Source organism: Roseovarius tibetensis (assembly GCF_050896375.1).
In the GTDB taxonomy this organism is placed as follows: Bacteria; Pseudomonadota; Alphaproteobacteria; order Rhodobacterales; family Rhodobacteraceae; genus Roseovarius; species Roseovarius tibetensis.
This window is the reverse complement of sequence record NZ_JBPBBB010000010.1, coordinates 43,400-67,071: the sequence shown is the minus strand read 5'-3', so window position 1 is coordinate 67,071 and position 23,672 is coordinate 43,400. Positions and strand designations below refer to the sequence as shown.

At 64.8% G+C, this 23,672-nt stretch carries 23 protein-coding genes; 13 read left to right on the top strand and 10 right to left on the bottom strand.

The annotated features are described in order from the left end of the window. Nucleotides 1–26: 26 nt before the first annotated feature. Nucleotides 27–2,669 (bottom strand): cyanophycin synthetase, encoded by a 2,643-nt coding sequence (cphA, locus tag ACROSR_RS09010; RefSeq protein ID WP_432684201.1) that lies wholly within the window; start codon nucleotides 2,667–2,669, stop codon nucleotides 27–29. Beyond that, on the bottom strand, nucleotides 2,656–3,516 hold the full coding sequence (locus ACROSR_RS09005; RefSeq protein WP_432684199.1) for a cyanophycinase: 861 nt from the start codon (nucleotides 3,514–3,516) through the stop codon (nucleotides 2,656–2,658). The genes cphA and ACROSR_RS09005 overlap by 14 nt, the downstream gene beginning before the upstream one ends. A gap of 170 nt (nucleotides 3,517–3,686) precedes the next feature. Here ACROSR_RS09005 and ACROSR_RS09000 point away from each other — a divergent pair, with 170 nt between their 5' ends. The 13 genes from ACROSR_RS09000 (at nucleotide 3,687) to ACROSR_RS08940 (ending at nucleotide 16,013) form a co-directional block, all read left to right on the top strand. Beyond that, the gene (locus ACROSR_RS09000; RefSeq protein WP_432684197.1) at nucleotides 3,687–4,616 is read left to right on the top strand and encodes an isoaspartyl peptidase/L-asparaginase family protein; all 930 of its coding nucleotides are present in this window, start codon (nucleotides 3,687–3,689) and stop codon (nucleotides 4,614–4,616) included. Between the two features lie 260 nt (nucleotides 4,617–4,876). Then, entirely contained in the window at nucleotides 4,877–5,896 is a 1,020-nt protein-coding gene (locus ACROSR_RS08995; RefSeq protein WP_432684195.1) for a TRAP transporter substrate-binding protein, read from the top strand. Nucleotides 5,897–6,078: 182 nt separating this feature from the next. After that, nucleotides 6,079–6,618, top strand: a complete 540-nt coding sequence (locus tag ACROSR_RS08990) for a TRAP transporter small permease (protein WP_432684324.1) — start codon at nucleotides 6,079–6,081, stop codon at nucleotides 6,616–6,618. Nucleotides 6,619–6,621: 3 nt separating this feature from the next. Then, the gene (locus ACROSR_RS08985; RefSeq protein WP_432684193.1) at nucleotides 6,622–7,908 is read left to right on the top strand and encodes a TRAP transporter large permease; all 1,287 of its coding nucleotides are present in this window, start codon (nucleotides 6,622–6,624) and stop codon (nucleotides 7,906–7,908) included. A 13-nt stretch (nucleotides 7,909–7,921) separates the two neighbouring features. Further along, entirely contained in the window at nucleotides 7,922–8,359 is a 438-nt protein-coding gene (locus tag ACROSR_RS08980) for a universal stress protein (RefSeq protein WP_432684191.1), read from the top strand. 199 nt (nucleotides 8,360–8,558) lie between these two features. Further along, a complete protein-coding gene (ugpB, locus tag ACROSR_RS08975) occupies nucleotides 8,559–9,869 on the top strand; it encodes a sn-glycerol-3-phosphate ABC transporter substrate-binding protein UgpB (protein ID WP_432684189.1) in 1,311 nt (436 codons plus the stop codon). Between the two features lie 82 nt (nucleotides 9,870–9,951). Continuing rightward, nucleotides 9,952–10,836 (top strand): sn-glycerol-3-phosphate ABC transporter permease UgpA, encoded by an 885-nt coding sequence (gene ugpA / locus ACROSR_RS08970; protein ID WP_432684187.1) that lies wholly within the window; start codon nucleotides 9,952–9,954, stop codon nucleotides 10,834–10,836. Next, a complete protein-coding gene (gene ugpE, locus ACROSR_RS08965) occupies nucleotides 10,836–11,681 on the top strand; it encodes a sn-glycerol-3-phosphate ABC transporter permease UgpE (protein WP_432684185.1) in 846 nt (281 codons plus the stop codon). Before ugpA ends, ugpE begins: the two co-directional genes overlap by 1 nt. 8 nt (nucleotides 11,682–11,689) lie before the next feature. After that, a complete protein-coding gene (locus ACROSR_RS08960) occupies nucleotides 11,690–12,745 on the top strand; it encodes a sn-glycerol-3-phosphate import ATP-binding protein UgpC (RefSeq protein WP_432684183.1) in 1,056 nt (351 codons plus the stop codon). A 95-nt stretch (nucleotides 12,746–12,840) separates the two neighbouring features. Continuing rightward, on the top strand, nucleotides 12,841–13,704 hold the full coding sequence (gene argB, locus ACROSR_RS08955; RefSeq protein ID WP_432684322.1) for an acetylglutamate kinase: 864 nt from the start codon (nucleotides 12,841–12,843) through the stop codon (nucleotides 13,702–13,704). Nucleotides 13,705–13,767: 63 nt separating this feature from the next. After that, entirely contained in the window at nucleotides 13,768–14,406 is a 639-nt protein-coding gene (locus tag ACROSR_RS08950) for a ferredoxin (RefSeq protein ID WP_432684181.1), read from the top strand. After that, nucleotides 14,403–14,891 carry a SixA phosphatase family protein gene (locus tag ACROSR_RS08945; protein WP_432684179.1) on the top strand — a complete coding sequence of 163 codons (489 nt, stop codon included), beginning with the start codon at nucleotides 14,403–14,405 and terminating at the stop codon, nucleotides 14,889–14,891. Before ACROSR_RS08950 ends, ACROSR_RS08945 begins: the two co-directional genes overlap by 4 nt. Before the next feature lie 6 nt (nucleotides 14,892–14,897). After that, nucleotides 14,898–16,013 carry an acetoin utilization protein AcuC gene (locus ACROSR_RS08940; protein WP_432684177.1) on the top strand — a complete coding sequence of 372 codons (1,116 nt, stop codon included), beginning with the start codon at nucleotides 14,898–14,900 and terminating at the stop codon, nucleotides 16,011–16,013. Between the two features lie 101 nt (nucleotides 16,014–16,114). On the opposite strand, the gene ACROSR_RS08935 is transcribed toward ACROSR_RS08940, so the two are convergent. The 8 genes from ACROSR_RS08935 to crcB form a co-directional block, all read right to left on the bottom strand. Next, nucleotides 16,115–16,882 (bottom strand): amino acid ABC transporter ATP-binding protein, encoded by a 768-nt coding sequence (locus tag ACROSR_RS08935; RefSeq protein WP_432684175.1) that lies wholly within the window; start codon nucleotides 16,880–16,882, stop codon nucleotides 16,115–16,117. Between the two features lie 15 nt (nucleotides 16,883–16,897). Continuing rightward, a complete protein-coding gene (locus tag ACROSR_RS08930; protein WP_432684173.1) occupies nucleotides 16,898–18,187 on the bottom strand; it encodes an amino acid ABC transporter permease in 1,290 nt (429 codons plus the stop codon). Between the two features lie 3 nt (nucleotides 18,188–18,190). After that, nucleotides 18,191–19,405, bottom strand: a complete 1,215-nt coding sequence (locus ACROSR_RS08925) for an amino acid ABC transporter permease (RefSeq protein WP_432684171.1) — start codon at nucleotides 19,403–19,405, stop codon at nucleotides 18,191–18,193. Nucleotides 19,406–19,525: 120 nt separating this feature from the next. Beyond that, nucleotides 19,526–20,545: an amino acid ABC transporter substrate-binding protein gene (locus tag ACROSR_RS08920; RefSeq protein WP_432684169.1), complete on the bottom strand. Its 1,020-nt coding sequence runs from the start codon at nucleotides 20,543–20,545 to the stop codon at nucleotides 19,526–19,528. Between the two features lie 199 nt (nucleotides 20,546–20,744). Beyond that, nucleotides 20,745–21,455 (bottom strand): ATP12 family chaperone protein, encoded by a 711-nt coding sequence (locus ACROSR_RS08915; RefSeq protein ID WP_432684168.1) that lies wholly within the window; start codon nucleotides 21,453–21,455, stop codon nucleotides 20,745–20,747. Beyond that, nucleotides 21,452–22,135, bottom strand: coding sequence for an HAD-IA family hydrolase (locus ACROSR_RS08910; RefSeq protein ID WP_432684166.1), 684 nt, complete (start codon nucleotides 22,133–22,135; stop codon nucleotides 21,452–21,454). The genes ACROSR_RS08915 and ACROSR_RS08910 overlap by 4 nt, the downstream gene beginning before the upstream one ends. Beyond that, complete coding sequence (locus ACROSR_RS08905; RefSeq protein WP_432684164.1) at nucleotides 22,132–23,175, bottom strand: RluA family pseudouridine synthase; 1,044 nt, start codon at nucleotides 23,173–23,175, stop codon at nucleotides 22,132–22,134. Before ACROSR_RS08905 ends, ACROSR_RS08910 begins: the two co-directional genes overlap by 4 nt. Continuing rightward, nucleotides 23,172–23,549: a fluoride efflux transporter CrcB gene (crcB, locus tag ACROSR_RS08900; protein ID WP_432684162.1), complete on the bottom strand. Its 378-nt coding sequence runs from the start codon at nucleotides 23,547–23,549 to the stop codon at nucleotides 23,172–23,174. Before crcB ends, ACROSR_RS08905 begins: the two co-directional genes overlap by 4 nt. Nucleotides 23,550–23,672 lie beyond the last annotated feature (123 nt).

The following is a 23,672-nucleotide window of genomic DNA, read 5'->3' as shown; positions in this document are numbered from 1 at the left end:
CGGCCTCGCCCGGCGGTGCGGCGCGTTCATGCCTGTGCGAGGTCTGCCTTGACCGGAAAGCTGCGCCCCTTGAGCCGTTCGGTCGTGCCCTTGATGTCATCAACCAGCAGCAGCAGGAAATCGCCCGGCTGGGCCTCTCCGATGGCGCGGTCGACGGCCTCCTGCTCGTTCATGATGAGGTGCACCTCGCTTTGCGAACCGGCGGCGGCAGCCCCGTCGCGGATCAGCTTGGCGACCTCGCCCTCGGCCCGGCCGCGCGCATCGGATTCGTAGACATAGACCACGTTGCACATCTTCGCGAGCTGCGCGCCGAGGGCCGCGAGATCCTCGTCGCGGCGGTTGCCCGGCGCGGTCGAGACGCCGATCCGGCGCTTCTGCCCCAGACCCTTGACCAGCGGTTCCAGCGCCTCGAGTGCGGGCACGTTGTGGCCGTAATCGATCAGGCACTTGACGCCATCGGCCTCGAAATAGTTCGTGCGGCCGGGCATCTGCGCGGGCGTCGGGTGGAAGGTCAGCAGCCCGGCACGGATGTCGTCGATCTCGATGCCGTGGGCCAGCGCCACGGCGGCCGCTGCCATCGCGTTCTGTACGTTGAAGGGCGCGTGCCCCTCGAACGCGATCGGCACGTCGTTGACGTCGACGATATCGACCACGACCTTGCCGCGCAGCAGCACGATGCGCCCGTTGCGTACCGTCAGGACCATTCGCATTTCGCTAAGATGGTCCTGCAGGTCGGGGTTGTCGGGGTTCATGGTGAAATAGATGATCTCGCCGCGTGCCCAGTAGGTGCCATGCTCCATCACCAGCGGGTCGTCGGCGTTAAGCACGCAATACCCGCCCTCTTTCTTGACGGCGTCCACGACCACGGTCTTGCACCGCGCCAGCTCGTCGAGGGTGTGGATGTCACGCTCGCCCAGATGGTCCGAGGCGATGTTCAAAAGCACGCCCACGTCGCATTCGTCAAAGCCGAGGCCCCGCCGCATGATGCCGCCGCGCGCCACTTCCAGCACGGCGTGCTCGACCGTGGGTTCGCGCAGCACGGCCTGTGCCGCCGCCGGGCCGGAATAGTCGCCGCGCAGGATCACATGGTTGTCGATCTCGACCGTGCCGGTGCAGCCCATGCCGACCGAATGCCCGGTCTGGCGCAGGATGTGCGAGGTCAGGCGGGTTGTCGTGGTCTTGCCGTTTGTGCCGGTGATCGCGGTGATCGGGATGCGGCCGTTATCGGTGGGGTCGGGAAACAGCATGTCAACGACATGCTGGCCCACCGGGCGCGGCGTCCCATGCGTGGGCGCCATGTGCATCCGGAAGCCGGGGCCCGCGTTGACCTCGACCACGCCGGCGGATTGTTCCGACAGCGGCTTGGTCAGGGTTTCGGCCAGCAGGTCGATGCCGATCACGTCGAGTCCGACATGCCGTGCGATGCGCTCCATCGAAAAGCGGATATCGGGATGCACCTCGTCGGTGAGGTCCGTGGCGGTGCCGCCGGTCGAGATGTTCGCGGTGGATTTCAGGAACACCATGTCGCCGTCGCCGGGCACGCTGTCGAGGGTCAGCCCTGCCTGTTCCAGCATGCGGTGCGTCTGCACGTCCACATGGATCTGGGTCAGCACGTTCTCGTGACCGACGCCGCGCCGCGGGTCCTCGTTGGCCTTTTCGATCAGCGTCTGGATCGTGGATTTGCCATCGCCGGTGACATGCGCAGGGCGCCGCCGCGCGGCGGCGATCAGCTTGCCGCCGACCACCAGCATGCGGTGATCCTCGCCCTTGATGTAGCTTTCGACGATCACTGCGCCGGAATTGTCGCGCACCCGCGCCAGCGCGGCCTCGTAGCCCGACTTGAGATCGTCGAGATTGCCGATATCGGTGGTCACGCCGCGCCCGTGATTGCCCGCCAGCGGCTTGGTCACGACCGGCCAGCCGATCCACTCGGCGGCGTCCTTGACCTCGTCCCAGGAATAGCAGGTGCACCCCTTGGGCACGGCCACGCCGGCATCGCCGAGGATCTGCTTGGTCCAGTCCTTGTCGTCGGCGATCGAGTGTCCGATGATCCCCGATCCGTCGGTTACCGTCGCCTGGAAGCGGCGCTGCTTCACGCCGTGCCCCAGCTGCGTGTAGCTGGTGCCGGCGGTCAGGTTGTAGAACGGGATGTCGCGCGCCTTGGCGGCGTCGACGATGGTGCCCGTCGACGGCCCGAGCGCATGCGCGTCGCGCACTTCCTTGAGATGGGCGATGACCGGTTCGAGATCGACATGCCCGCCATCGTAGAGCTTGCGCACGATCGCGACCGCGGCCTCGCCGGCGGCAAGGCCGGTGGCCTCGTCGCGGTAGCGGTAGACGACATGGTAGACGCCCTTGTCATAGCTGTCGACGGTCTTGCCGTAGCCGACCGTGAAGCCGACGAGGTTCTGCAATTCGATCGCCAGATGCTCGACCATGTGCCCGGCATAGGTGCCGTTGCGCACACGTTGCAGAAAGCCGCCGGGTTCCCCGACCGAGCAGCGATGCCCGTAGATCGACGGGAACACCGCCTGAAGCTTCTCGGCGATGCCGGGCACCGTATCGCTGGGTTTCTGTTCCAGGTCCTCGATGTCGAGGCGCATGTAGATGGCTTGATAACGGCTATAGTAGTTTGGGCCGCGCAGGGCGCGGTGTTCAAGTATATTCATTTTTTTGCTCCAGACCCTTTTTCCCGAGCTCTTTGGCGTTCAAGGGACGGCGTTCGGTCATGCTGTAGGCATCACCGTCGATCAGCGCGTGCATGATGACGTTGTGAACGCTGACAGTCTCGCCCTCTTCTAAGTCAAACACATTGGAGCCGGTAATCCGTGAACTGTCAACGAGGATCACGTGGCCGGGTCCGAAAGCATGGATGGTATCGCCGCCGAAGAGAACCGCAGCATCTTCGCCCAGACCGACGCCAAGATATTCGGGATTGGTCGCGCCGACCTCCATCAGGCGCGAGAATCGCCCCCGCTCCAAGAAATGCGTGTCGATGATCACCTTGTCTATGAGGCCGAACCCCGCCGACATCTTGACCGCGCCCTTGCGAAGCGAGTCGATCGCGTTTCCGCCATAGACCATCGTGGTCGACTGACACGCCGCGCCGGCACTGGTGCCGGCGACCACCGCCCCGTCGTCATAGCGTTTGCGGATCGCGGCAAGCGCGCCCGATCCGCCGAAGATGCTGGTCAGGCGCATCTGGTCGCCGCCAGAGATGAAGATCACGTCGCTTTGCGCGATCATCTCGATCTTTTCCGCGTCCGCCGCGTCGGCGCGTTCGCGGATGCGAATGTCGATGACCTCGCCGGCCCCCAGTCGCTCGAACACGCTGCGGTATCCCTCGAACACCTCCTCGGGTATGGCGCTGGCCGTCGTGATCACCCCGACGCGCGGCTTTTCCACGTCCGAGCATTTGAGAACCCGCTCCAGAATACTGGTGGCCGAGGCCTTGTCTTCGGCGCCGCCGATGGCAATCAGCTTGCCCTTGCGCGCGGGTTGAATGGGCATGTTCATCTCGGATCTCCTGCCAGCCATGATCTGACACCATATATTGTGAAACTCTGCGCGGTACAAACGCCGGTGGTAGCGCAACCTTACAACATGTGACAGTGATGCTTTACCGTCACAAGGCCCTAGGCGCAGGTGGGCCGGACGTGTTTGACAATCTCGAAAGGATAACAGGAATGACGACAGGTTTCGCACTCGCCATTCACGGCGGTGCCGGGGTGTTGCCCCCGGCGGACATGACCCCCGCGCGTGAGGCGGCCTATCAGGCGGCCCTCGCGCGGGTTCTGCAGGCCGGCGAGGCGGTGCTGTCGGCGGACGGCGCGGCGCTCGACGCGGTGACGGCGGCCGTGACCGCGCTCGAGGACGAGCCGCTGTTCAATGCCGGGCGTGGCGCTGTCTTTACGCATGCCGGCACACACGAAATGGATGCGGCGATCGTCGACGGGCAGGGCCGTCGCGCCGGGGCGGTGGCAGGCATTTGCGGCCCGCGCAACCCGGTGCATCTGGCCCGCGCCGTGATGGAGCACACCGACCACGTGATGATGATCGGCGAGGGCGCGCTGACGGTCGCGCGCGATGCCGGCCTCGCCTTCGAGGACGACGCCTATTTTTTTACGCAGGAACGGTGGGACAGCCTTCAGGAAACGCTGCGCATGCAGGCCGAGGGCACGCTCGATGACGATCCCTCGCGGCGTCACGGGACCGTGGGCGCGGTGGCGCGCGATCGCGCCGGCAATCTTGCCGCCGCCACCTCGACGGGGGGCATGACCGCCAAGCGTGCGGGGCGCGTCGGTGACAGCCCGATCGTCGGGGCGGGCACGTTTGCCGACAACGCCACCTGCGCGATCTCGGCCACCGGCGACGGCGAGGCGTTCATCCGACGGGTTGCGGCGCACGAGATCGACGCGCGGATGCGGCTTGCCGGTCAATCGCTGCCCGAGGCCGCGGAATACGTGGTGCAGGTCGATCTGGCCGCGCATGAAGGGTCTGGCGGGCTGATCGCGATCGATCGTGATGGCACCATCGTCATGCCTTTTAATTGTGCAGGTATGTATCGCGGCAGTGTGAAAGACGGCGAATCCGCGCAGACGGCGATCTACGGATGACGCGTCGCGCGGGTCCGGATCCGGGCCTGTGACGCCTGGTCGGTGCGGCCGTGCCGCACCGCGCCATGGCGCCCCGTTCCGCACTGCATGCTGCTGAAAAGAAGTCATGGTTCCGGCCGGCTGCCGCAGACGCGCTCTGGCAAGGGGCGGCCTGCCGTGATGGCCGTTTTCGCGGCAATTTCCGAAAAATCAGCCGTGTTGACATGTCAGGCCGTTTGGATAAGCTTTAATAAATGCAATAAAAACTCAGGGAGAATGCAATGCTGAAATCTGCAAGACATACATTTGCCGCGGTCGCCGCCACGAGCGTGGTGGCGTTGAGCGCGACGGCGGCCACCGCCGATACGTGGCGCTATGCCTTCGAGGAAGCGATCGACGAGGTGCAGGGCGTTTTCGCCCAGAAGTTCAAGGAAGAGGTCGAGGCGAATACCGATCACACCGTTCAACTGTTCCCGTATGGCACGTTGGGTGAATCGGCTGACACGATGGAGCAGGCACAGGCCGGCATCCTGCAATTCGTCGATCAGAGCCCCGGTTTCACCGGATCGCTGATCCCCGAGGCACAGGTGTTCTTCGTGCCGTACCTGTTGCCGCAGAACACCGAGGACCTTGCCGAGTTTTTCCGCACCTCCGAGGCGATCAACGAGATGTTCCCCAAGCTCTACGCAGAGCAAGGGCTGGAATTGCTGACCATGTTCCCCGAGGGTGAGGTCTGCATCACCACGCAAGAGCCGGTGACATCGCCGGCCGATCTGGATCAGGTCAAGGTGCGCGTGATGACCAACCCGCTGCTGGTCGAAAGCTATCAGGCGTTCGGTGCGACCCCCACCCCGCTGCCATGGGGTGAGGTTTACGGCGCGCTTCAGACCGGCATCATCCAGGGCCAGGAAAACCCGATGTTCTTCATCGAGTCGACCAAGATGTACGAGGTGACCGAGGTCATCACCTGTGCGGGCCACAACAACTTCACCACCGCGGTGATGGCCAACCAGGATTTCTATGACGGCCTCTCGGAAGAGGAACAGCAGGTCGTGCAGGATGCCATCGACGTCGCCTTCGATCACATCATCGAGTATCAGAAGGGCCTGCATGAAGAGAGCATCGAGAAGATCAAGGAGGCCAAGCCGTCGATGGAGGTGAATGTCCTCACCGAAGAGCAGCGGCAGCCGTTCATCGAGGCCGGCAAGCAGGTCGAAGAGCGGTTCATCGAGATGACCGGCGAAAGCGGCCAGCGGATCCTCGACCAGATGAAAGAGGATCTCGAGGAAGTTTCCGGGTAACGACCGGCCCCTCGCGGGGGTGCGGCCGGCATTGCGGGCCGCACCCCCTCCTTGATCCAGACGACATCATACAAAAAACAAGGGGAGGCTCAGCCGTGAGCGACAAGCCTGAACCGAACGGCGGATCAGCGCCGGATCGCAAGCCGCGTGCCAACCCCAAGGCGGACGCCTATGCCTCGACCCTGCCCGGGCCGTTGGGTGTGGTCGACAACGTCATCGCATGGATCGAGAGCGTGATGCTGGCGGTCGGCGTGCTGCTGATGGCGGCGAATACGGTCGCCAACGTGGTCGGCCGCTTCGTGTTCCAGAACAGCCTGTTCTTCTCCGAGGAGCTCAACCGCATCCTCATCATCCTGATCACCTTTGCCGGCATCAGCTACGCCGCCCGGCAGGGCCGGCATATCCGCATGTCGGCGATCTACGACGCGCTGCCCCCCAAGGGCCGCAAGATCCTGATGATCATCATCGCCTCGGTGACGGCGGTATTCATGTTCGGGCTGTGCTATTATTCCTTCCAGTTCATCCTGACCCAGGCCGATCGCGGACGGGTGTTGCCGTCGCTGCAGATCCCGGTCTGGATCACCCTTGTCTGGGTGCCGGTCGGGTTCTTCATGACCGGGCTGCAATACGCGCTGACCGCGATCAAGAACATCATATCCAAGGATACCTACCTGTCGACCTCCGTGCTCGAAGGGTATGACAACAACGAGATGGAGGTCTGAGCGATGGCCGCGACGATATTCTCGATCATGATCGTGCTGCTCTTGCTGGGCTTTCCGATGATGATTCCGCTGATCGTGGCCTCTTTCGTGGGCTTCTACACGATGTTCGGCGGCATGGGTCAGATGGAGACGATGATCCAGCAGATCATGGCGGGCATCCGGCCCGCCTCGCTGATCGCAGTGCCGATGTTCATCTTCGCCGCCGACATCATGACGCGCGGGCAATCCGCCGGGCGGCTGATTGATCTGGTGATGGCCTTCGTGGGGCATCTCAAGGGCGGGCTGGCGGTGTCGACCGCGGCGGCCTGCACGATGTTCGGCGCGGTTTCGGGCTCGACGCAGGCGACGGTGGTCGCCATCGGCTCGCCGCTGCGCCCGCGCATGCAGAAGGCCGGGTACAAGGACAGCTTCATCCTCGCGCTGATCATCAATTCCGCCGACATCGCCTTTCTCATCCCGCCCTCGATCGGGATGATCATCTACGGCGTCGTCTCTGGCACCTCGATCGCGGAACTGTTCATCGCCGGCATTGGGCCGGGGCTGCTGATCCTCGTGCTGTTCTCGTTCTATTCGTGGGTCTACGCGGTGCGCAACAACGTGCCCACCGAAGACAAGTACACTTGGGCCGAACGCGCGCTTGCGATGCGCAGCGCGCTCTGGCCGCTGGGCTTTCCGGCGATCATCATCGGCGGGATCTATGGCGGCATCTTCAGCCCGACAGAGGCCGCCGCGGCCTGCGTGCTGTATGCCCTCATCCTCGAAGTGCTCGTGTTCCGGTCACTGGACCTTTCGGGGGTCTACGACACGGCGAAATCGACCGGCCTGATCACCGCGGTGGTGTTCATCCTCGTCGGCGTCGGCGCGGCGTTCTCGTGGGTGATCTCGTTCGCGCAGATCCCGCAGGAGATCCTCAGCGGCATCGGCATCGACCAGATGGGCCAGATCGGCGTGCTCTTCGTGATCTCGATCGCGTTCTTCATCGGCTGCATGTTCGTCGATCCGATCGTGGTGATCCTCGTGATGGTGCCGATTTTCGCGCCGGTGGTGGACGCGGTCGGGCTGGACCCGGTGCTGGTGGGCACGATCATCACGCTGCAGGTCGCCATCGGGTCGGCCACGCCACCCTTCGGCTGCGATATCTTCACCGCCATCGCGGTCTTCAAGCGGCCCTACTGGGAGGTCATTCGCGGCACGCCGCCCTTCATCGTCATACTGCTTGCGGTGGCCGTGGCGCTGATCTACTTCCCGCAGATCGCCCTGTTCCTGCGCGATCTGGCCTTCGACAAGTAACGGGGAGAACGACATGTTCAAATCGATCCTGGTGCCGTATGACGGCTCTCCGAACGCGGAAATCGCGCTGGACAAGGCGATGGAGATGGCCCGCCTGACCGGGGCGAATCTGACCATACTCACGGTCTACCGGCACCATTCGATGCTGGAGGCGTCCCTGTCGATGGTACGCCCGACCGATCCCGGCAATCTTGACGACATCATGTCCGCACATGCCACGGAAGTCGCGGAATACGCCAAGTCGCACGCCATCGAAAAAGGCTTTGAAGACGTGCGCGCCTTCGTCAAGTCCGGGCCCACGTCGCGCACGATCGTCAAGTTCGCCAAGGAGCACAAGCACGACCTGATCGTGATCGGCAGTCGCGGCATGGGGTCGATGGAAGGCTACCTGCTGGGCAGCGTGTCGCACAAGGTCACGGGCCTGTCGGAGGTGCCGGTTCTGGTCGTCTGAAACAGGTGGAACCCAAATCGCGATCCGTCGGGGAGGGATGGATCGTGTTCCGATTTGCCACTGCAACCGCCGCCGCATGTTACAAATTCTTCATTTGCAAATATGCGGCCGTGGTGACTTTTGACAACCCGAGAGGCGGACCATCGGCACGGTCGACGGATCGTCATGCTCATCTCACTCAACCTGCGGAGAAAACGCGATGACACCCAAACATACTCTTACCGCGATGACCGGCGCGCTGGCCCTGATCGGGTCCGGTGCGACGGCCCAGACCGAGATCCAGTTCTGGCATGCCATGGGCGGGGCCCTCGGACAGAAGGTCGAAGAAATCGCGAGCGACTTCAACGACCGGCAGGACGAGTACACCGTCGTTCCCACCTACAAGGGCAACTACACCGAGAACATGACCGCCGCCATCGCCGCCTTCCGCGCCGGCGAGCAGCCGCATGTCGTGCAGGTCTTCGAGGTCGGCACCGCCACGATGATGTCCGCCGAGGGGGCCATCAAGCGGGTGCAGGGCGTGATGGAGAACGCCGATATCGACTGGAACAACGATGCCTATATCCCCGCGGTGAAGTCCTACTACACCACGACCGAAGGTGACATGCTGTCGCTGCCGTTCAATTCGTCCACGCCGGTGCTGTGGTACAACCGCGATCTGCTGGATGCCGCCGGAATCGAGGACGTGCCGCAGACCTGGGACGAGATGTTCGCGGCCGCCGATGCGCTGCAGGCCAACGGCCATGACTGCGCGTTCTCCTTCGGCTGGCAGTCCTGGGTGATGATCGAGAACTATCTCGCCTGGCACGACCAGCCCATCGGCACGCAGCAGAACGGCTTTGCCGGGCTCGACACCGAATTCGTCTTCGACGAGAGCGCGGATCTGACCGCGCTGCTGCAGCGCATCGCCGACAGCCAGGAAGACGGCACCTTCCAGTATGGCGGTCGCCGCGGTGACAGCCTGCCGCTGTTCACCAATGGTGAATGTGCGATGTGGATGAATTCCTCGGCCTACTATGCCGGGATCAGCGAGCAGGCCGATTTCGAGTTCGGTCAGGCGATGCTGCCGCTCAACACCGACGTGGCCGAGGCACCGCAGAACTCGATCATCGGCGGGGCCACGCTGTGGGTGCTCGAAGGCCATGACGCAGGGGATTACGACGGCGTCGCGGCGTTCTTCAAGTACCTCAGCTCGGCCGAGGTGCAGGCCGACTGGCACCAGTCCTCGGGCTATGTGCCGATCACCACGGCCGCCTACGAACTCAGCCAGGAGCAGGGCTTCTACGAGCAAGAGCCCGGCACCGATACGGCGATCAAGCAACTGTCGCTGAACGAGCCGACCGAGAACTCGCGCGGGCTGCGCTTTGGCAACTTCGTGCAGGTGCGTGACATTATCAACGAAGAGCTGGAAGGTCTGTGGGCCGGCAACCAGAGCGCCGAAACCGCGCTCGAAGCCGCTGCCGCCCGCGGCAACGCCCTGCTGCGCGATTTCGAGGCCGCCAACAACTGAGCGACCCTGACGTAAGCCTAGCGCCGGCCCGACCCCGTCCGGGCCGGCGCATCATTGAACACCAACCGTCGAGGCCTCGCCCGTGCGCACCAAGACCGTCACCTTCCGGCACAAGTGGCTGCCCTACGCGCTGATCGCGCCGCAGATCGTCATAACGCTGATCTTTTTCATCTGGCCGGCCAGCCAGGCGCTGTATCAATCCGTGCTGCGGCAGGACGCCTTCGGGCTGAAGACAGAATTCGTCGGCATGGCCAATTTTGTGCGGCTGTTCGCCGACAGCGATTACATCAACAGCTTCGTCACCACGATCGGCTTCAGCGCCATGGTCGCCGGGTTCTCGATGGCGATCGCGCTGGTGATGGCGATCATGGCCGACCGTGTGATCCGCCGTGCGATGGTCTACCGCACGCTGCTGATCTGGCCCTACGCCGTCGCGCCGGCCGTGGCCGGTGTCCTGTGGTGGTTCCTTTTCAACCCCACCATCGGCATCGCGGCATATGCGCTGGACGGTCTGGGCTATGACTGGAACCATTACGTCGATGGTGGCGACGCGATGACGCTGATCGTCGTGGCCTCTGTCTGGCGGCAGGTCAGCTACAATTTCCTGTTCTTCCTCGCCGGGTTGCAGGCGATCCCGCGCTCGCTGACAGAGGCCGCGGCGATCGACGGTGCCGGCCCGGTCAAGCGCTTCGTCACCATCCAGCTGCCGCTTTTGTCGCCGACGGTGTTCTTCCTGATTGTCGTCAACGTGGTCTACGCCTTCTTCGAAACCTTCGGCGTTGTGCATGCCACAACCAGCGGCGGTCCGGGGCAGGCCACCAATATCCTCGTCTACAAGGTCTGGCGCGACGCGTTCGAGGGGCTCAACCTCGGCTCTTCGGCGGCGCAGTCCGTCATCCTGATGGTCTTCGTGATCGCCCTGACGGCGATCCAGTTCCGCTATATCGAACGCAAGGTCGAATACTGATGGTCGAACGACGCCCCTTCCTGACCTTCATCCAGCACGCGGTCCTGATCTTCGGCGCGGCGATGTTCGTCTTTCCTATCTACCTGGCTTTCGTGGCCTCGACCCATACCGCGTCCGAGGTCGCCACCGGCCTGCCCTTGCTGCCGGGGGCCGAGATGATCCGGAACTATTCGCTGGTGCTCGGCGAGGGGATCTCGACCGCCGGCGCGCCGCCCCTGTGGATAATGCTGATGAACTCGACGATCATGGCGCTGTCGATCACCATCGGCAAGATCGCCATTTCGCTGCTGTCGGCGTTCGCGGTGGTGTATTTCAAGTTTCCCTTCCGCATGCTGGCCTTCTGGACGATCTTCGTCACCCTGATGCTGCCGGTCGAGGTGCGCATCCTGCCGACATTCGAGGTCGTGGCACAGCTTGGCATGCTCAATTCCTATGCAGGGCTGTCGATCCCGCTGATCGCCTCGGCGACCGCCACGTTCCTGTTCCGTCAGTTCTTCATGACGGTGCCCGACCAGCTGACCGAGGCCGCGCGCATCGACGGCGCCGGACCGATGAAGTTCTTTCGCGATATCCTGCTGCCGCTGTCGCGCACAAACCTCGCGGCGCTGTTCGTGATCCTTTTCATCTATGGCTGGAACCAGTACCTCTGGCCGCTGCTGGTGACCACGGATGAAAGCTATTACACCATTGTCATGGGCATTCAGCGCATGGCCAATGCCGGCGAGGAAACCCCGCAATGGCACCTGATCATGTCCACCGCGATCCTCGCATTGCTGCCGCCGGTCGCGGTTATCCTGTTCATGCAGCGGCTTTTCGTGCGCGGCCTCGTCGAAGTTGAGAAGTAAGGCACCCGATGACCAACATCCTGATAGACAACGTACGCAAGACCTATCCCGGCGGGGTCGAGGCGATCCGCGGCATTTCTCTCGACATAGCGGATGGCGAGTTCTGCGTGCTGGTCGGCCCGTCGGGCTGTGGCAAGTCCACGCTGCTGCGCATGGTGGCGGGGCTGGAGACGATTACCGACGGCACGGTCTCGATCGGGGCGCGCGTGGTCAATGACCTGGAACCGGCCGAGCGCGACATCGCGATGGTGTTCCAGAATTACGCGCTCTACCCGCACATGACGGTCTACGGCAACATGGCCTACGGGCTGAAGAATCGCGGCGTGCCCAAGCGTGACATCAAGGTGATGGTCGACGAGGCCGCAGCGACCCTCGGCCTGTCGCAGTTCCTGACCCGCAAACCCGGCCAGTTGTCGGGCGGTCAGCGCCAGCGCGTGGCAATGGGCCGCGCCATCGTGCGCCAGCCGCAGGCGTTTCTCTTCGACGAGCCGCTGTCGAACCTCGACGCCAAGCTGCGCCTCAAGACCCGTGTCGAGATCCGTGATCTGCAACAGCGCCTCGGCACCACCTCGATCTACGTCACCCATGACCAGATGGAGGCGATGACGCTGGCCGATCAGCTTGTCGTGCTCAACGATGGCGCGGTCGAACAGGTTGGCACGCCGATCGATGTCTACAATCGGCCCGCCTCGGTCTTTGTGGCGGAATTCATCGGTTCGCCGCCGATGAACCTTATGCCGGGTCAGATCGACGAGATGGGCCTCGTCACACCGGCGGGTGTGGTGCAGGCGCCATCGGGCGTGCGGCACGGCGCGGTCACCATCGGCATTCGCCCTGAACATCTGCACCCCGAGACCGACGGGCCGTTGCGGATGAAGGTCCGGGTCGTCGAACATCTGGGCGCGTCGGCCAATGTGCATGGCGAGGTGCCAGGCAACGAGGTCGAGATGATCGCAAGCCTGACCGGCGATACGCTGCCTGCCAAGGGCGAAACACTCGGCCTCGGCGTTGCCGCGGATAACCTGCACCTCTTCGACCCGCAGACCGGACGCCGCCTGCACTGAACCAGGTGCGGCGGCGACCCGAGGGCGCGGGCGCAACGAGGCTTGGCAGCAGCGGGCGCAACCGCTAACAGGGCATGAGCCACCCGGAGACCACCATGAAGGCCCGAGACATGACCCGCGACTGGATCGCCACCGCCCGCACGCTGTCCGAGGCGCTGCCCTACCTGCAGCGCTATACCGGCGCTATCGTCGTGATAAAGCTGGGCGGTCACGCCATGGGCAGCGACGCGGCGATGGAAACCTTCGCCCGCGATGTCGTCCTGATGAGCCATGTGGGCGTGCATCCGGTGATCGTCCATGGCGGCGGCCCGATGATCAACGAGATGCTGGAAAAGCTGGCGATCCCGTCGCAATTCGTCGACGGCAAGCGCGTCACCGACGAGGCCACCATGAGCGTGGTCGAGATGGTCCTGTCGGGCCGCGTCAACAAGCGTATCGTGCAGGCGATCAGCGGGCAGGGCGGCCGCGCGGTGGGCCTGTCGGGCAAGGATGCAAGCCTTATCACCTGCACGCCGGTCAGCCCCGAGCTTGGCCTCGTTGGCGCGCCCACGCAGATCGACACGACGATCCTGCACACGCTGTTCGATGCCAACATGATCCCCGTCATCGCGCCCTTGGGCGCCGGCCCGGCGGGCGAGACGTTCAACATCAACGGCGACACCGCCGCGGGTGCCGTGGCCGGCGCGCTCAAGGCCGACCGCCTGCTGCTGCTGACCGATATCGACGGCGTGCGCGACACCTCGGGTCAGGTGGTCACCGAACTGACAGCCGATCAGATCCGCGAGATGACCCGCGACGGCGTGATCGCCGGCGGCATGATCCCCAAGACGGAAACGGCCCTTGCCGCGATCGAGGCCGGCGTGCGCGCGGTGGTCATCCTCGACGGGCGCGCGCCCAATGCCACCCTGCTGGAACTTTACACCGAACACGGCGCCGGCTCGCTCATCCGCGCGACGTGACCGCAGCCTTGTGATATCGCGGCGGCGCGTTAGATGCCCTAACATGCCAAGGATGCCCCGGATATGAACCTCGACCACGTAGCTGACCGCGTGACGCCCCACCGCCTTGCGGTGATGGGCGCGCTGCATCTCGATGACGACGAGGTGGCGGGGTATCGGACATTGGTGCTTCTGGGCCCCGACGGGCCGAAATTCTGGGCGCATTTCGAAAGCCAGCCGGAATATCGCGACGCCCGGCCCGACCCGATGGATCGCTGGTCGGCCCGCGTCATCGATGCGGCCGCGCGCGATCTCGGCGGCGCGGCGCTGTTCCCCTTCGGGGGTCCACCCTGGCAACCCTTCATCGACTGGGCGCGGCGCAGCGGGCGCGCCTGGCCCTCGCCCGTCGGGCTGCTGGTGCATGACACGGCGGGGCTGATGGTGTCCTATCGCGGGGCAATCGCGCTGCCCGAGCGGCTCGATCTGCCGCCTCCCGGCACGCGCCCCTGCGACAGTTGCGCGGGTCAGCCCTGCGTTGCCGCCTGTCCGGTTTCGGCGTTGACACCCGACGGCTACGACGTGCCGGCCTGCCGCGCCGATCTCGACCGACCCGGCAATGACTGCCGCGCCCGTGGCTGCGCCGTGCGCCGCGCCTGCCCAGTCAGCCAAGCACACGCCCGGCCAGAGGTGCAGTCGGCCTTTCACATGGGGTATTTCGGATGAAAGAGCTGATCCTGATGCGCCACGCCAAGTCCTCGTGGGGCACGCCGGGCCTCGACGACCATGACCGACCGCTGAACGGGCGCGGGCGGCGGGCGGCGACGGCGCTCGGTCACTGGATGCGCGACGAAGACCTTGCGCCCGACCAGATCCTCTGCTCGACCTCGATACGCACCCGCGAAACCTGCGACCGGCTCGGCCTGGCATTGGCCCCTGACCTGCAGGACAGTCTCTACCTTGCCGAGCCTGCGGAGATGCTTGGTGTCCTGCGCAAGGCGCGCGGCAACCGCATCCTGATGATCGGCCACAATCCCGGCATCTGCGATTTTGCCCGCACTCTGGTCGCGACGCCCCCCGCGCATGACCGTTTCGCGGATTATCCCACCGGCGCCACCCTGGTCGCGCGGTTTGACATCGACGACTGGTCTGACCTCGTTCCCGGCACCGGGACGGTGCGCAGCTTCGTCACGCCGCACGATCTCGGCTAGGCGGCGATGCAACCCCCCGTCTTCATCGGCTCCAACATCTATCGCGGATCGTCCTACGGGGCGCATCACCCGCTGTCGATCCCGCGGGTGCCCACCGTGATCGACCTCTGCCGCGCCATGGGCTGGTTGCCGCCGGATCGCTACATCAACAGCCCGCGCGCCAAGCCGCAGGCGTTGACCACATGGCACACGCCGGCCTATATCGCGGCACTCCAGCGCGCCGAAGATGCCGGCGCTGTCACGCCCGAGATCCGCGATCGCCACCATCTCGGCACGCTGTCCAACCCCGTCTTCCCCGAGATGTTCCGCCGTCCCGCCACCGCCGCTGGCGGCTCGCTGATGGCGGCCAACCTGCTGGCCGACGGCGGCGTCGTCTACAATCCCGGCGGCGGCACGCATCATGGCATGGCCGACCGGGCGGGCGGCTTCTGCTATCTCAACGACCCGGTGCTGGCGATCCACGCCTTTCTTGCCCAGGGCCTGACGCGCATCGCCTATGTCGATATCGACGCGCATCACTGCGACGGGGTCGCGGCGGCGTGTCATGGCGACCCGCGCGTGCTGATGATCTCCACGCACGAGGCGAACCGCTGGCCCTTCACCGGCGCGCTCGAGGATGACGCCGGCGGCTCGGCGATCAACCTGCCGCTGCCCCGCGGCACCAACGACAGCGGCTTCCGGATGGCGCTGCACGAGGTGATCCTGCCAGCCGTGCAGGCGATGCGCCCCCAGGCCCTCATCCTGCAATGTGGCGCCGATGCGGTAACCGAGGACCCGCTGTCGCGGCTGGCGCTCTCGAACAATTCCCATTGGGACAGCGTGGCGGCGCTGCGCGCGCTCAGCCCGCGGCTGCTGGTGCTGGGCGGCGGCGGCTACAACCCGTGGACGGTGGCGCGGCTCTGGTCGGGTGTCTGGGCGACGCTCGCAGGATACGAGATTCCCGACCGCCTGACCGAGCCCGCCCGCGCGGTCCTTGCCGCCTTGGCATGGTCGCGTCGTCCGATCCTGCCGCCCGACGCGCTGATCGACACGCTGCGCGACACCCCGCGCGAGGGTCCTGTCCCCGACGACCTGCGCCGCGCCATCCACGCCCTGCGCGCCCGCCAGACGGCTTGGGCCTGACAGGAAAAAAGGCGACCCGCCGGGCCGCCTCTTCATCTTTCCCCAAATACTCCGGGGGAGTCGCCCGTCAGGGCGACGGGGGCAGCGCCCCCGCCCTGCGGTCAGTTGCCCAGGATCTGGCTGAGGAACAGCTTGGTCCGGTCGGACTTGGGGTTGTTGAAGAACTCCTCGGGCTCGTTCTGCTCGACGATCTGGCCCTCGTCCATGAAGATCACACGGTTGGCGACCTTGCGCGCAAAGCCCATCTCGTGCGTGACGCAGCACATCGTCATGCCTTCCTCGGCCAGTTCGATCATCGTGTCGAGCACCTCCGAGATCATCTCGGGATCGAGCGCCGAGGTCGGCTCGTCGAACAGCATGATCCGCGGCTTCATGCACAGGCTGCGCGCGATCGCCACACGCTGCTGTTGCCCGCCGGACAGCTGGCCGGGATATTTGTGGGCCTGCTCGGGGATCTTCACCTTGGTCAGGAAATGCATCGCCGTGTCCTCGGCCTCGCGCTTGGGCGTCTTGCGCACCCAGATCGGCGCCAGGGTGCAGTTCTCGAGGATCGTCAGATGCGGGAACAGGTTGAAATGCTGGAACACCATCCCGACCTCCGACCGGATCCGGTCGATGTTCTTGACGTCGTTGGACAGTAGCGTCCCGTCCACGGTGATCGAGCCTTTCTGGTGCTCCTCCAGCGCGTTGATGCACCGGATGAGCGTCGACTTTCCGGAACCGGAGGGCCCTGCGATGACGATGCGTTCGCCCTGATACACGGTCAGGTCAATGTCGCGCAGCACGTGGAAGGTGCCGAACCACTTGTTCATCTTGGTGATCTCGACGGCAACCTCGTCGGACACTTCGGGTTTGGTGACAGCGGCCATGGGTCTTGACCCTCCTCAATGATGATCGGTCTGAAGCTGGCGCTCCAGCCATTGCGAATATTGCGAAATGCCGTAGCAGGTGACGAAGAACAGCAGCGCCGCAAAGCCGAACAGCTCCCAGTAGACGCCGTTCCATTCCGACGACGCAAGGATCGGGCCACGGATCATGCCGACGATGTCGAACATCGAGATCACCGAGACCAGCGTCGTGTCCTTGAACAGCCCCACCGCGACGTTGACGATGCCGGGGATCGAGATCTTGAGCGCTTGCGGCAGGATGATGAACTGCATCGATTGCGCGTAATCCAGCCCGAGGCTGTCGGCAGCCTCGTACTGTCCCTTCGGCAGCGCGGCCAGCCCGCCCCGGATCACCTCGGCGATATAGGCCGAGGCGAACATCGTGATCATGATGATCACCCGCAGGATCAGGTCGAAATTCGACCCCGGCGGCAGGAAGTAGGCCAGCACCACGTTGGCGACGAACAGCAGCGTGATCAGGGGCACGCCCCGGATGAATTCGATGAAGATCACGCAGATCCACTTGATGATCGGCATGCTGGATTGCCGCCCGAGGGCCAGCAGGATGCCGAACGGCACCGACAGCGAAATGCACACGACGCCGAGCATGAGGTTGATCATGAACCCGCCCAGATCCCGCGACTCCACGGGTTCAAGCGCCAGCACGTCGGCCATGGGCCCGGTCACATATCCCGACAGGATCCAGAAGATCAGTGCCGCCGCAAAGCCGGCGATGACCGCCATCCCCGCACTGGCGAAGACGGTCTTCTTGTAGACATACGCCCCGAGCAGGGCGCCCAGAAGGGCGAAAACCGGGATCATGATCGTGCCGCCCCAGATCAGCCAGTAGGCGACGAACGGATAGAGGCCGGTCAGGACCAGGAACTTGCTGGGAATGAACTTGAAGAACAGAAGCGGTGCCGCGCACACGAACAGCAGGATGAAGGCGAGGCCGGGTCTCCAGTACAGCTCCTCGGGATACTTGAAGCCGAACAGAAGCTGGTTCCACCGCTCGGTCAGCACCGCGAAACAGGCGCCCACCTCGCCGTCGAGGATTTCGCGGCAGGCCGACAGGCTGGGGCTGACCCAGATCCCGTTGAGCACCCACGGCGCAGACGCGACGACGATCTGGTAGACCACGTAGATCGACACGACGGTCAGCAGCGAATTGGCAGGCGAGGAAAACAGGTTCTCGCGCAGCCATTTGACGATTCCGGTCTCGGCGGTCGGCGGAGGGGCCTCGGGCAGCATGTGCCGACGCACGAAAGAGGGGTCAGTGTGCGGCATGGCTCAACGCTCCTTCAGCTTGATGGAGTTGTTGTAGACGTTCATGATCGCCGAGATGCCAAGGCTGATCGCGAGATAGAACAGCATCAGAAGCAGCACGCATTCGATCGCGCGCCCGGTCTGGTTGAGGGTGATCCCCCCAAGCGTACCGGTTACGTCCATGTAGCCCACGGCGATGGCCAGCGACGAGTTCTTGGTCAGGTTCAGGTATTGCGAGATCAGCGGCGGAATGATGATGCGCAGCGCCTGCGGCAGGATCACGAGGTTCATGATCCGGCGCGGCCGCAGGCCGAGCGACGCCGCGGCCTCGGTCTGGCCGCGATCGACCGCCTGGATGCCGGCGCGCACGTTCTCGGCGATGAACGCCCCGGTATAGACCGCCAGCGCCAGCCACAGCGCAATCAGCGACCCGCGGACATGAATGCCCCCCTGGAAATTGAATCCGGCGAGTGCCGGGTAATCGAAGGTTATGGGCCGGCCAAGGATGAAGTACATGAGGATCGAGGGCACAAGCAGGATCGTCAGCGCCGGCCACCCCATCGGCAGCAGCTTGCCGGTGTCGTAGAGAAGCTTGGTGGCGTAGCGGCGGTAATAGATCGCGCCGAAGATCGACGCGACGAATGTCAGCCCCAGCACCAATGATCCCGGTCCCCAGATCGGCGCGGGCAGGTAGACGCCGCGATTGGTGAATGCGAAGGCCCCGAACAGCATGCTCGACGGGGAATCATCCCCCCGGAACGCGCTGGGCGGGGGCATCACCGCGGTCATGATCGTGAAGATGATCAGGATCCAGATCAGCACGGGCACGTTGCGGAACGCCTCGACATAGCCGGCCATCAGCTTGCGCACCAGCCAGTTGGGCGAGATCCGCAATATCCCCGCCACGACCCCGAGGATCGTCGCGGTGACGCAGCCGAGGAACGCGACGATCAGCGTGTTGAGGACCCCGACGAAAGACGCGCGCAGATGGGTCGACTGGCTGTCATACTCGATGGGACGCTGGTTGATGTCGTAGCCTGCGGGTTCGGTGAGGAAGCCGAACGCGATGTTCTGCCCCTGATCGGCCAGATTTCGTACGAGGTTCCCGCCAAGATAGGCCATCAGCGCGATCAGCAGCATCAGCGCGATGAACTGGAATGTGTAGGACCGGTACCGGGTGTCGTAGACCAGCTGCGAGAGATGGAACGACTCCTTCGGAGGGTCGGTTGCCGTTGTCATCCGAGAATTCCCTGTTGTTCGACCCGTTATTGGCGACACGCATGTCCTGGGTCGGTTTTTTTTGGAAACGTAAAGGCAAGAGGGGCGCGACAAATGCCGCGCCCCTCGAAGATCCCGGTTTTACCGGAAAGGCGGTGCGTAGAGAAGGCCGCCTTCGGTCCACTGCGCGTTCAGGCCGCGCGCCAGACCAACGGGCGTGTTCTCACCGATATGACGCTCGAAGATCTCGCCATAGTTGCCGCCGGCCGAGATGGCCTTGACGGCCCAGTCCTTTTCCAGACCGATCATGTCGCCAAGGTCGCCCTCGGTGCCGAGAATGCGGTTGATTTCAGGGCTGTCCGTCGTGGACGAGGCCATTTCCTCGACATTCGCGCTGGTGATGCCGTACTCTTCGGCAGCGATCAGCGCGTTGAGCGTCCAGCGGACGATATCGCCCCACTCGTTGTCACCGTGGCGCACCAGCGGGCCGAGCGGTTCCTTGGAGACGACCTCGGGCAGGATCACGTGATCGGTCGGGTTCTCGAACGCCGCGCGGGTCGCGGCCAGACCGGACGTGTCGGTGGTGTAGGCGTCACAGGCGCCGGCCAGGTATTGCTGCTGGCCCTCGGCATTGGTTTCGATCGGGACCGGCTCGTAGTCCATGTCGTTCTTGCGGAAGAAATCCGCGAGGTTCAGCTCGGTCGTGGTGCCGGTCTGGATGCAGACCGTGGCCCCGTCGAGTTCCAGCGCCGATGTCACGCCAAGCGCCTTGGGAACCATGAAGCCCTGGCCGTCATAGTAGTTGATGCCGGTGAACTCGAAATTCAGGTCGTTGTCGCGCGAGAACGTCCAGGTCGTGTTGCGCGCCAGCATGTCCACCTCGCCCGACGACAGCGCCGTGAAGCGGGTCTTGCCGGTGGTCGGGACGAACGAGATCGCCTCCTGGTCGCCCAGAACGGCGGCGGCGACGGCCCGGCACAAGGCCACGTCGAAGCCTTCCCAGACACCGTTCGCATTCGGCGCCGCGAACCCGACGAGACCGGTGGTCACGCCGCAGTTCAGCTCGCCGCGCGCCTTCACGTCGTCCAGCGTGGCCGCGGCGGATGCCCCGGCGGTCACGCCTGCGAGCGTCAGCGCGCCCATAAATACGGATCGTTTCATGTTTACCTCTTCCTGATTGTCCGCCCGTTTGCAGGGCAGTTCGTTCGGCCTGCGCGAGGCCGCTTGCACACTGCTTTCGGGACCAAAGCCCCGGTCAGTGACTGCAAGTTTGTGTGGATTCATCATGAAACGTCAAGTCTTTGTTCAGAAACACGGGCCGGTGCCGGCCGTGCGGGACGACACAATCGGCGTGCCAGTGTCAGGTGCGCGACAGATCGAAAAAGCGCTTTGCGTTGATGAAGTCATTTTCTTTTCTGCGCGCGACCTTTTCGGCGTCCTCGTCGCTACCCCATTGCTCCTGTTGCCATGTTTCGTCGATCCGCGACACCTGCCAAAGCGTTCGCGCCGGATGCACGTCGCGGATCGCGGCAAAACCGATGATCAGCGAGCCGCTGAGACCGACAAGATCGTGAAACGCCGTCAGTGCCCAGAAATCGAGCGTTTCGACCTCGCGGTGCAGCCGCGCGAGGCTGTCGGGGTCCTGTGGATGCGGCATAACGCCCGTGAACGGGCGCAACCGCGCCGAAAGTGCCGATTCGGCCCAATCGAGCAGCGGGTCCCAGGCGTCGGCCTGCCGTGCTGCCAGCTCTGCGGGGCTGTCGGCCCGGTAGCAGAGCAGATCCGTGTCGCCATAATCGGCCAGCATCCGCGCCACGTCGGCATGCTGATGGGCAACCTTGTCGATGGCGGCATTGGCGGCGCGGGTGACCGGCATGCTCGTGGGGACGATCTTGCCGTCCTGTGCGTCCCATTCCTCGGCGATCGCATCGGCAAGCGCGCGCGTCGGCAGGATCAGCGGCGCCTTGGACGGGGTGCGCACGGGACGCCCGTCCAGATGCACGGTGTAGCCGCCGGCGGCCTCGGCGGTATCGGTTGCGGTCCAGAACCGTTTCGCGTCCCATTCGCTCATGCCGGTATCCCCCTGATATCATCGAGCAGCCTGGCCAGGTCGCCGAAATCCCGTGCGATCGCGGTCGCCGCGGTCAGCGCGTCGGGCCGGTGGTAGCCCCAGCTTACACCGATCCCGGCGATCCCCGCGGCGCGCGCCATCTCCATGTCGTAGCTCGTGTCGCCGACCATCACCGCGTTTTCCGGCGCGACGCCGGTCTCGGACAGCGCGGCCCGCAGCATCGACGGGTGCGGTTTGGACGGGTGGTGATCGGCCACCTGCCGTGTGACGAAAAGCCGCCGCAGATCGTGCCCGTCGAGCAGCTTGTCGAGACCGCGCGCGGATTTTCCGGTGGCGACCCCCAGCAGCGTTTCGGGTGTCGCGTGCAATGCATCGAGCGTGGCGCGCGCGTCCGGGTAAAGCGGCGAAGAATCTGCCACGCCCGATGTCGCGCGCAGGTCCGTGTAGGCCTCCTTGTACCAGCCGACGATACGCCCATGCACATCCGGCGTCAGATCGGGGGCCAGCCGCGGCACCGCCACGTCGAGCGACAGCCCCACGATGCCTAGGATCGTCTCGCGGGTCGGGGCGGGCTGATCGGCGCGCGCGAACGCGCTGCGCATCGCGGCAAGGATATCGCCCTGACTGTCCACCAGCGTGCCATCCACGTCGAAGATGATCAGGCGCAAGGGCGCGGTCATGTCATATCCTCGAGCGGGTCCTCCGGGGCCTCGGAGGGCTGCCATTGAAACAGGTCCCAGGTGCGCGCCATGTGCTCGGGCAGGGGGGCGGTCAGGTGCAGCATCGCGCGCGTCACCGGATGCTCGATCTTCAGGGTGCGGGCGTGCAGGTGCAGCTTGCGGCTGACATCGCCGCCCAGTTGCGCGCCCCAGCCATCGCCGAGGTTCTCCTGCCCCGACCCGCCGTACTTGCCGTCGCCGATGATCGGATGCCCGATCTCGGCCAGATGCGCGCGCAGCTGGTGGGTGCGCCCGGTCACGGGGATCAGCGCCATCCACGCAACGCGCCCGCCGGCATTCTCGACGGTCGCGTAATCGGTGGTGGCGGGCTTGGCGCCGGGGGTTGCGTCGATCTCGCGCGGGTGCAGACACAGCATCTTCTCGCCTTCGCCCTTGTCGCCATGCCCCGGTGCCTTCACCAGCCCAAAGCGGATCGTGCCCATGCGCGGCACCGGGGCCCCGGCCACGGCGGCCCAGTAGATCTTGCGCGTGTTGCGATGCCGGAATGCGGCCGTCAGCCCCTTGGCGGCCTCGCGTGTGCGGGCAAGGATCAGCACGCCCGACGTGTCCTTGTCCAGCCGGTGCACGAGCCGCGGCTTGGCCTCGGACCCAAAGCGCAGCGCCTCGGCCAGCCCGTCGACATGCCGCACCTGTTTCGAGCCGCCCTGCACCGGCAGGCCCGGCGGCTTGTTCAGCGCGATGATGTGATCGTCGCGGTAGATCACGCAGGACTGGATCATCTTCGCGTCGGCGGCGCTGATCCGCGCGGCCTCGGGCGTGGGCTTGGTGCCCGGATCGGGCAGCGGTGGGATGCGCACGCTCTGCCCCTCTTCCAGGCGCGTCGCGGATTTGACCCGCCCGCCTTCGACACGCAGATCGCCCTTGCGGCACATCTTCTCGATCTGGCCTTGCGTCAGATGCGGAAACTGCCGTCGCAACCAGCGGTCGAGGCGCTGATCGCCGTCGCCCGTCGCGACCTGCAGGGTTTGAACGCGGCTCATGCCAGCACCCCGCGCGACAGCCAGACCGCAAGCGCGAAGGCCGCAAGCGACAGGCCGACGGTGAGCCCCACATACGCCCCGGCCGCCAGCACCTGCCCGCGCTCGACCAGCGTGAACGCCTCCAGCGAGAAGGTGGAAAAGGTGGTGAAGCCACCAAGCAGTCCGGTCATCAGGAACGGATTGAGGTGCGCGATCCCGCGTTGTACCGACAGCACCATCACGACCCCCATCAGGAAAGAACCAAGGACATTGACCGTCATAACCCCCAAGGGAAACCCCGGCGCGGGACCGCGCAGCATCCACAGGCTCACGCCAAAGCGCAGGGATGCGCCGATCGCGCCGCCCAAGGCCACCTGAAGAAGGGTCAATATCATGGCCGCGTCTGTCGCGTGCGGCGTGGCCATTGTCAAGCTGCGCGCGCGCAGCTCTGCCCGCGTCGTCACGGTGCCAAGCCGATCCTTGCCGGCCGCACGGGATGCTTGGCAAAACGGTTGAGG

Excerpts from the sequence above, each read along its gene's own strand:
- cphA (WP_432684201.1), bottom strand. The coding sequence starts at position 2,669 with ATGAATATACTTGAACACCGCGCCCTGCGCGGCCCAAACTACTATAGC.
- ACROSR_RS09005 (WP_432684199.1), bottom strand. The coding sequence starts at position 3,516 with ATGAACATGCCCATTCAACCCGCGCGCAAGGGCAAGCTGATTGCCATC.
- ACROSR_RS09000 (WP_432684197.1), top strand. The coding sequence starts at position 3,687 with ATGACGACAGGTTTCGCACTCGCCATTCACGGCGGTGCCGGGGTGTTG.
- ACROSR_RS08995 (WP_432684195.1), top strand. The coding sequence starts at position 4,877 with ATGCTGAAATCTGCAAGACATACATTTGCCGCGGTCGCCGCCACGAGC.
- ACROSR_RS08985 (WP_432684193.1), top strand. The coding sequence starts at position 6,622 with ATGGCCGCGACGATATTCTCGATCATGATCGTGCTGCTCTTGCTGGGC.
- ACROSR_RS08980 (WP_432684191.1), top strand. The coding sequence starts at position 7,922 with ATGTTCAAATCGATCCTGGTGCCGTATGACGGCTCTCCGAACGCGGAA.
- ugpB (WP_432684189.1), top strand. The coding sequence starts at position 8,559 with ATGACACCCAAACATACTCTTACCGCGATGACCGGCGCGCTGGCCCTG.
- ugpE (WP_432684185.1), top strand. The coding sequence starts at position 10,836 with ATGGTCGAACGACGCCCCTTCCTGACCTTCATCCAGCACGCGGTCCTG.
- ACROSR_RS08960 (WP_432684183.1), top strand. The coding sequence starts at position 11,690 with ATGACCAACATCCTGATAGACAACGTACGCAAGACCTATCCCGGCGGG.
- argB (WP_432684322.1), top strand. The coding sequence starts at position 12,841 with ATGAAGGCCCGAGACATGACCCGCGACTGGATCGCCACCGCCCGCACG.
- ACROSR_RS08950 (WP_432684181.1), top strand. The coding sequence starts at position 13,768 with ATGAACCTCGACCACGTAGCTGACCGCGTGACGCCCCACCGCCTTGCG.
- ACROSR_RS08945 (WP_432684179.1), top strand. The coding sequence starts at position 14,403 with ATGAAAGAGCTGATCCTGATGCGCCACGCCAAGTCCTCGTGGGGCACG.
- ACROSR_RS08940 (WP_432684177.1), top strand. The coding sequence starts at position 14,898 with ATGCAACCCCCCGTCTTCATCGGCTCCAACATCTATCGCGGATCGTCC.
- ACROSR_RS08935 (WP_432684175.1), bottom strand. The coding sequence starts at position 16,882 with ATGGCCGCTGTCACCAAACCCGAAGTGTCCGACGAGGTTGCCGTCGAG.
- ACROSR_RS08930 (WP_432684173.1), bottom strand. The coding sequence starts at position 18,187 with ATGCCGCACACTGACCCCTCTTTCGTGCGTCGGCACATGCTGCCCGAG.
- ACROSR_RS08925 (WP_432684171.1), bottom strand. The coding sequence starts at position 19,405 with ATGACAACGGCAACCGACCCTCCGAAGGAGTCGTTCCATCTCTCGCAG.
- ACROSR_RS08920 (WP_432684169.1), bottom strand. The coding sequence starts at position 20,545 with ATGAAACGATCCGTATTTATGGGCGCGCTGACGCTCGCAGGCGTGACC.
- ACROSR_RS08915 (WP_432684168.1), bottom strand. The coding sequence starts at position 21,455 with ATGAGCGAATGGGACGCGAAACGGTTCTGGACCGCAACCGATACCGCC.
- ACROSR_RS08910 (WP_432684166.1), bottom strand. The coding sequence starts at position 22,135 with ATGACCGCGCCCTTGCGCCTGATCATCTTCGACGTGGATGGCACGCTG.
- ACROSR_RS08905 (WP_432684164.1), bottom strand. The coding sequence starts at position 23,175 with ATGAGCCGCGTTCAAACCCTGCAGGTCGCGACGGGCGACGGCGATCAG.
- crcB (WP_432684162.1), bottom strand. The coding sequence starts at position 23,549 with ATGATATTGACCCTTCTTCAGGTGGCCTTGGGCGGCGCGATCGGCGCA.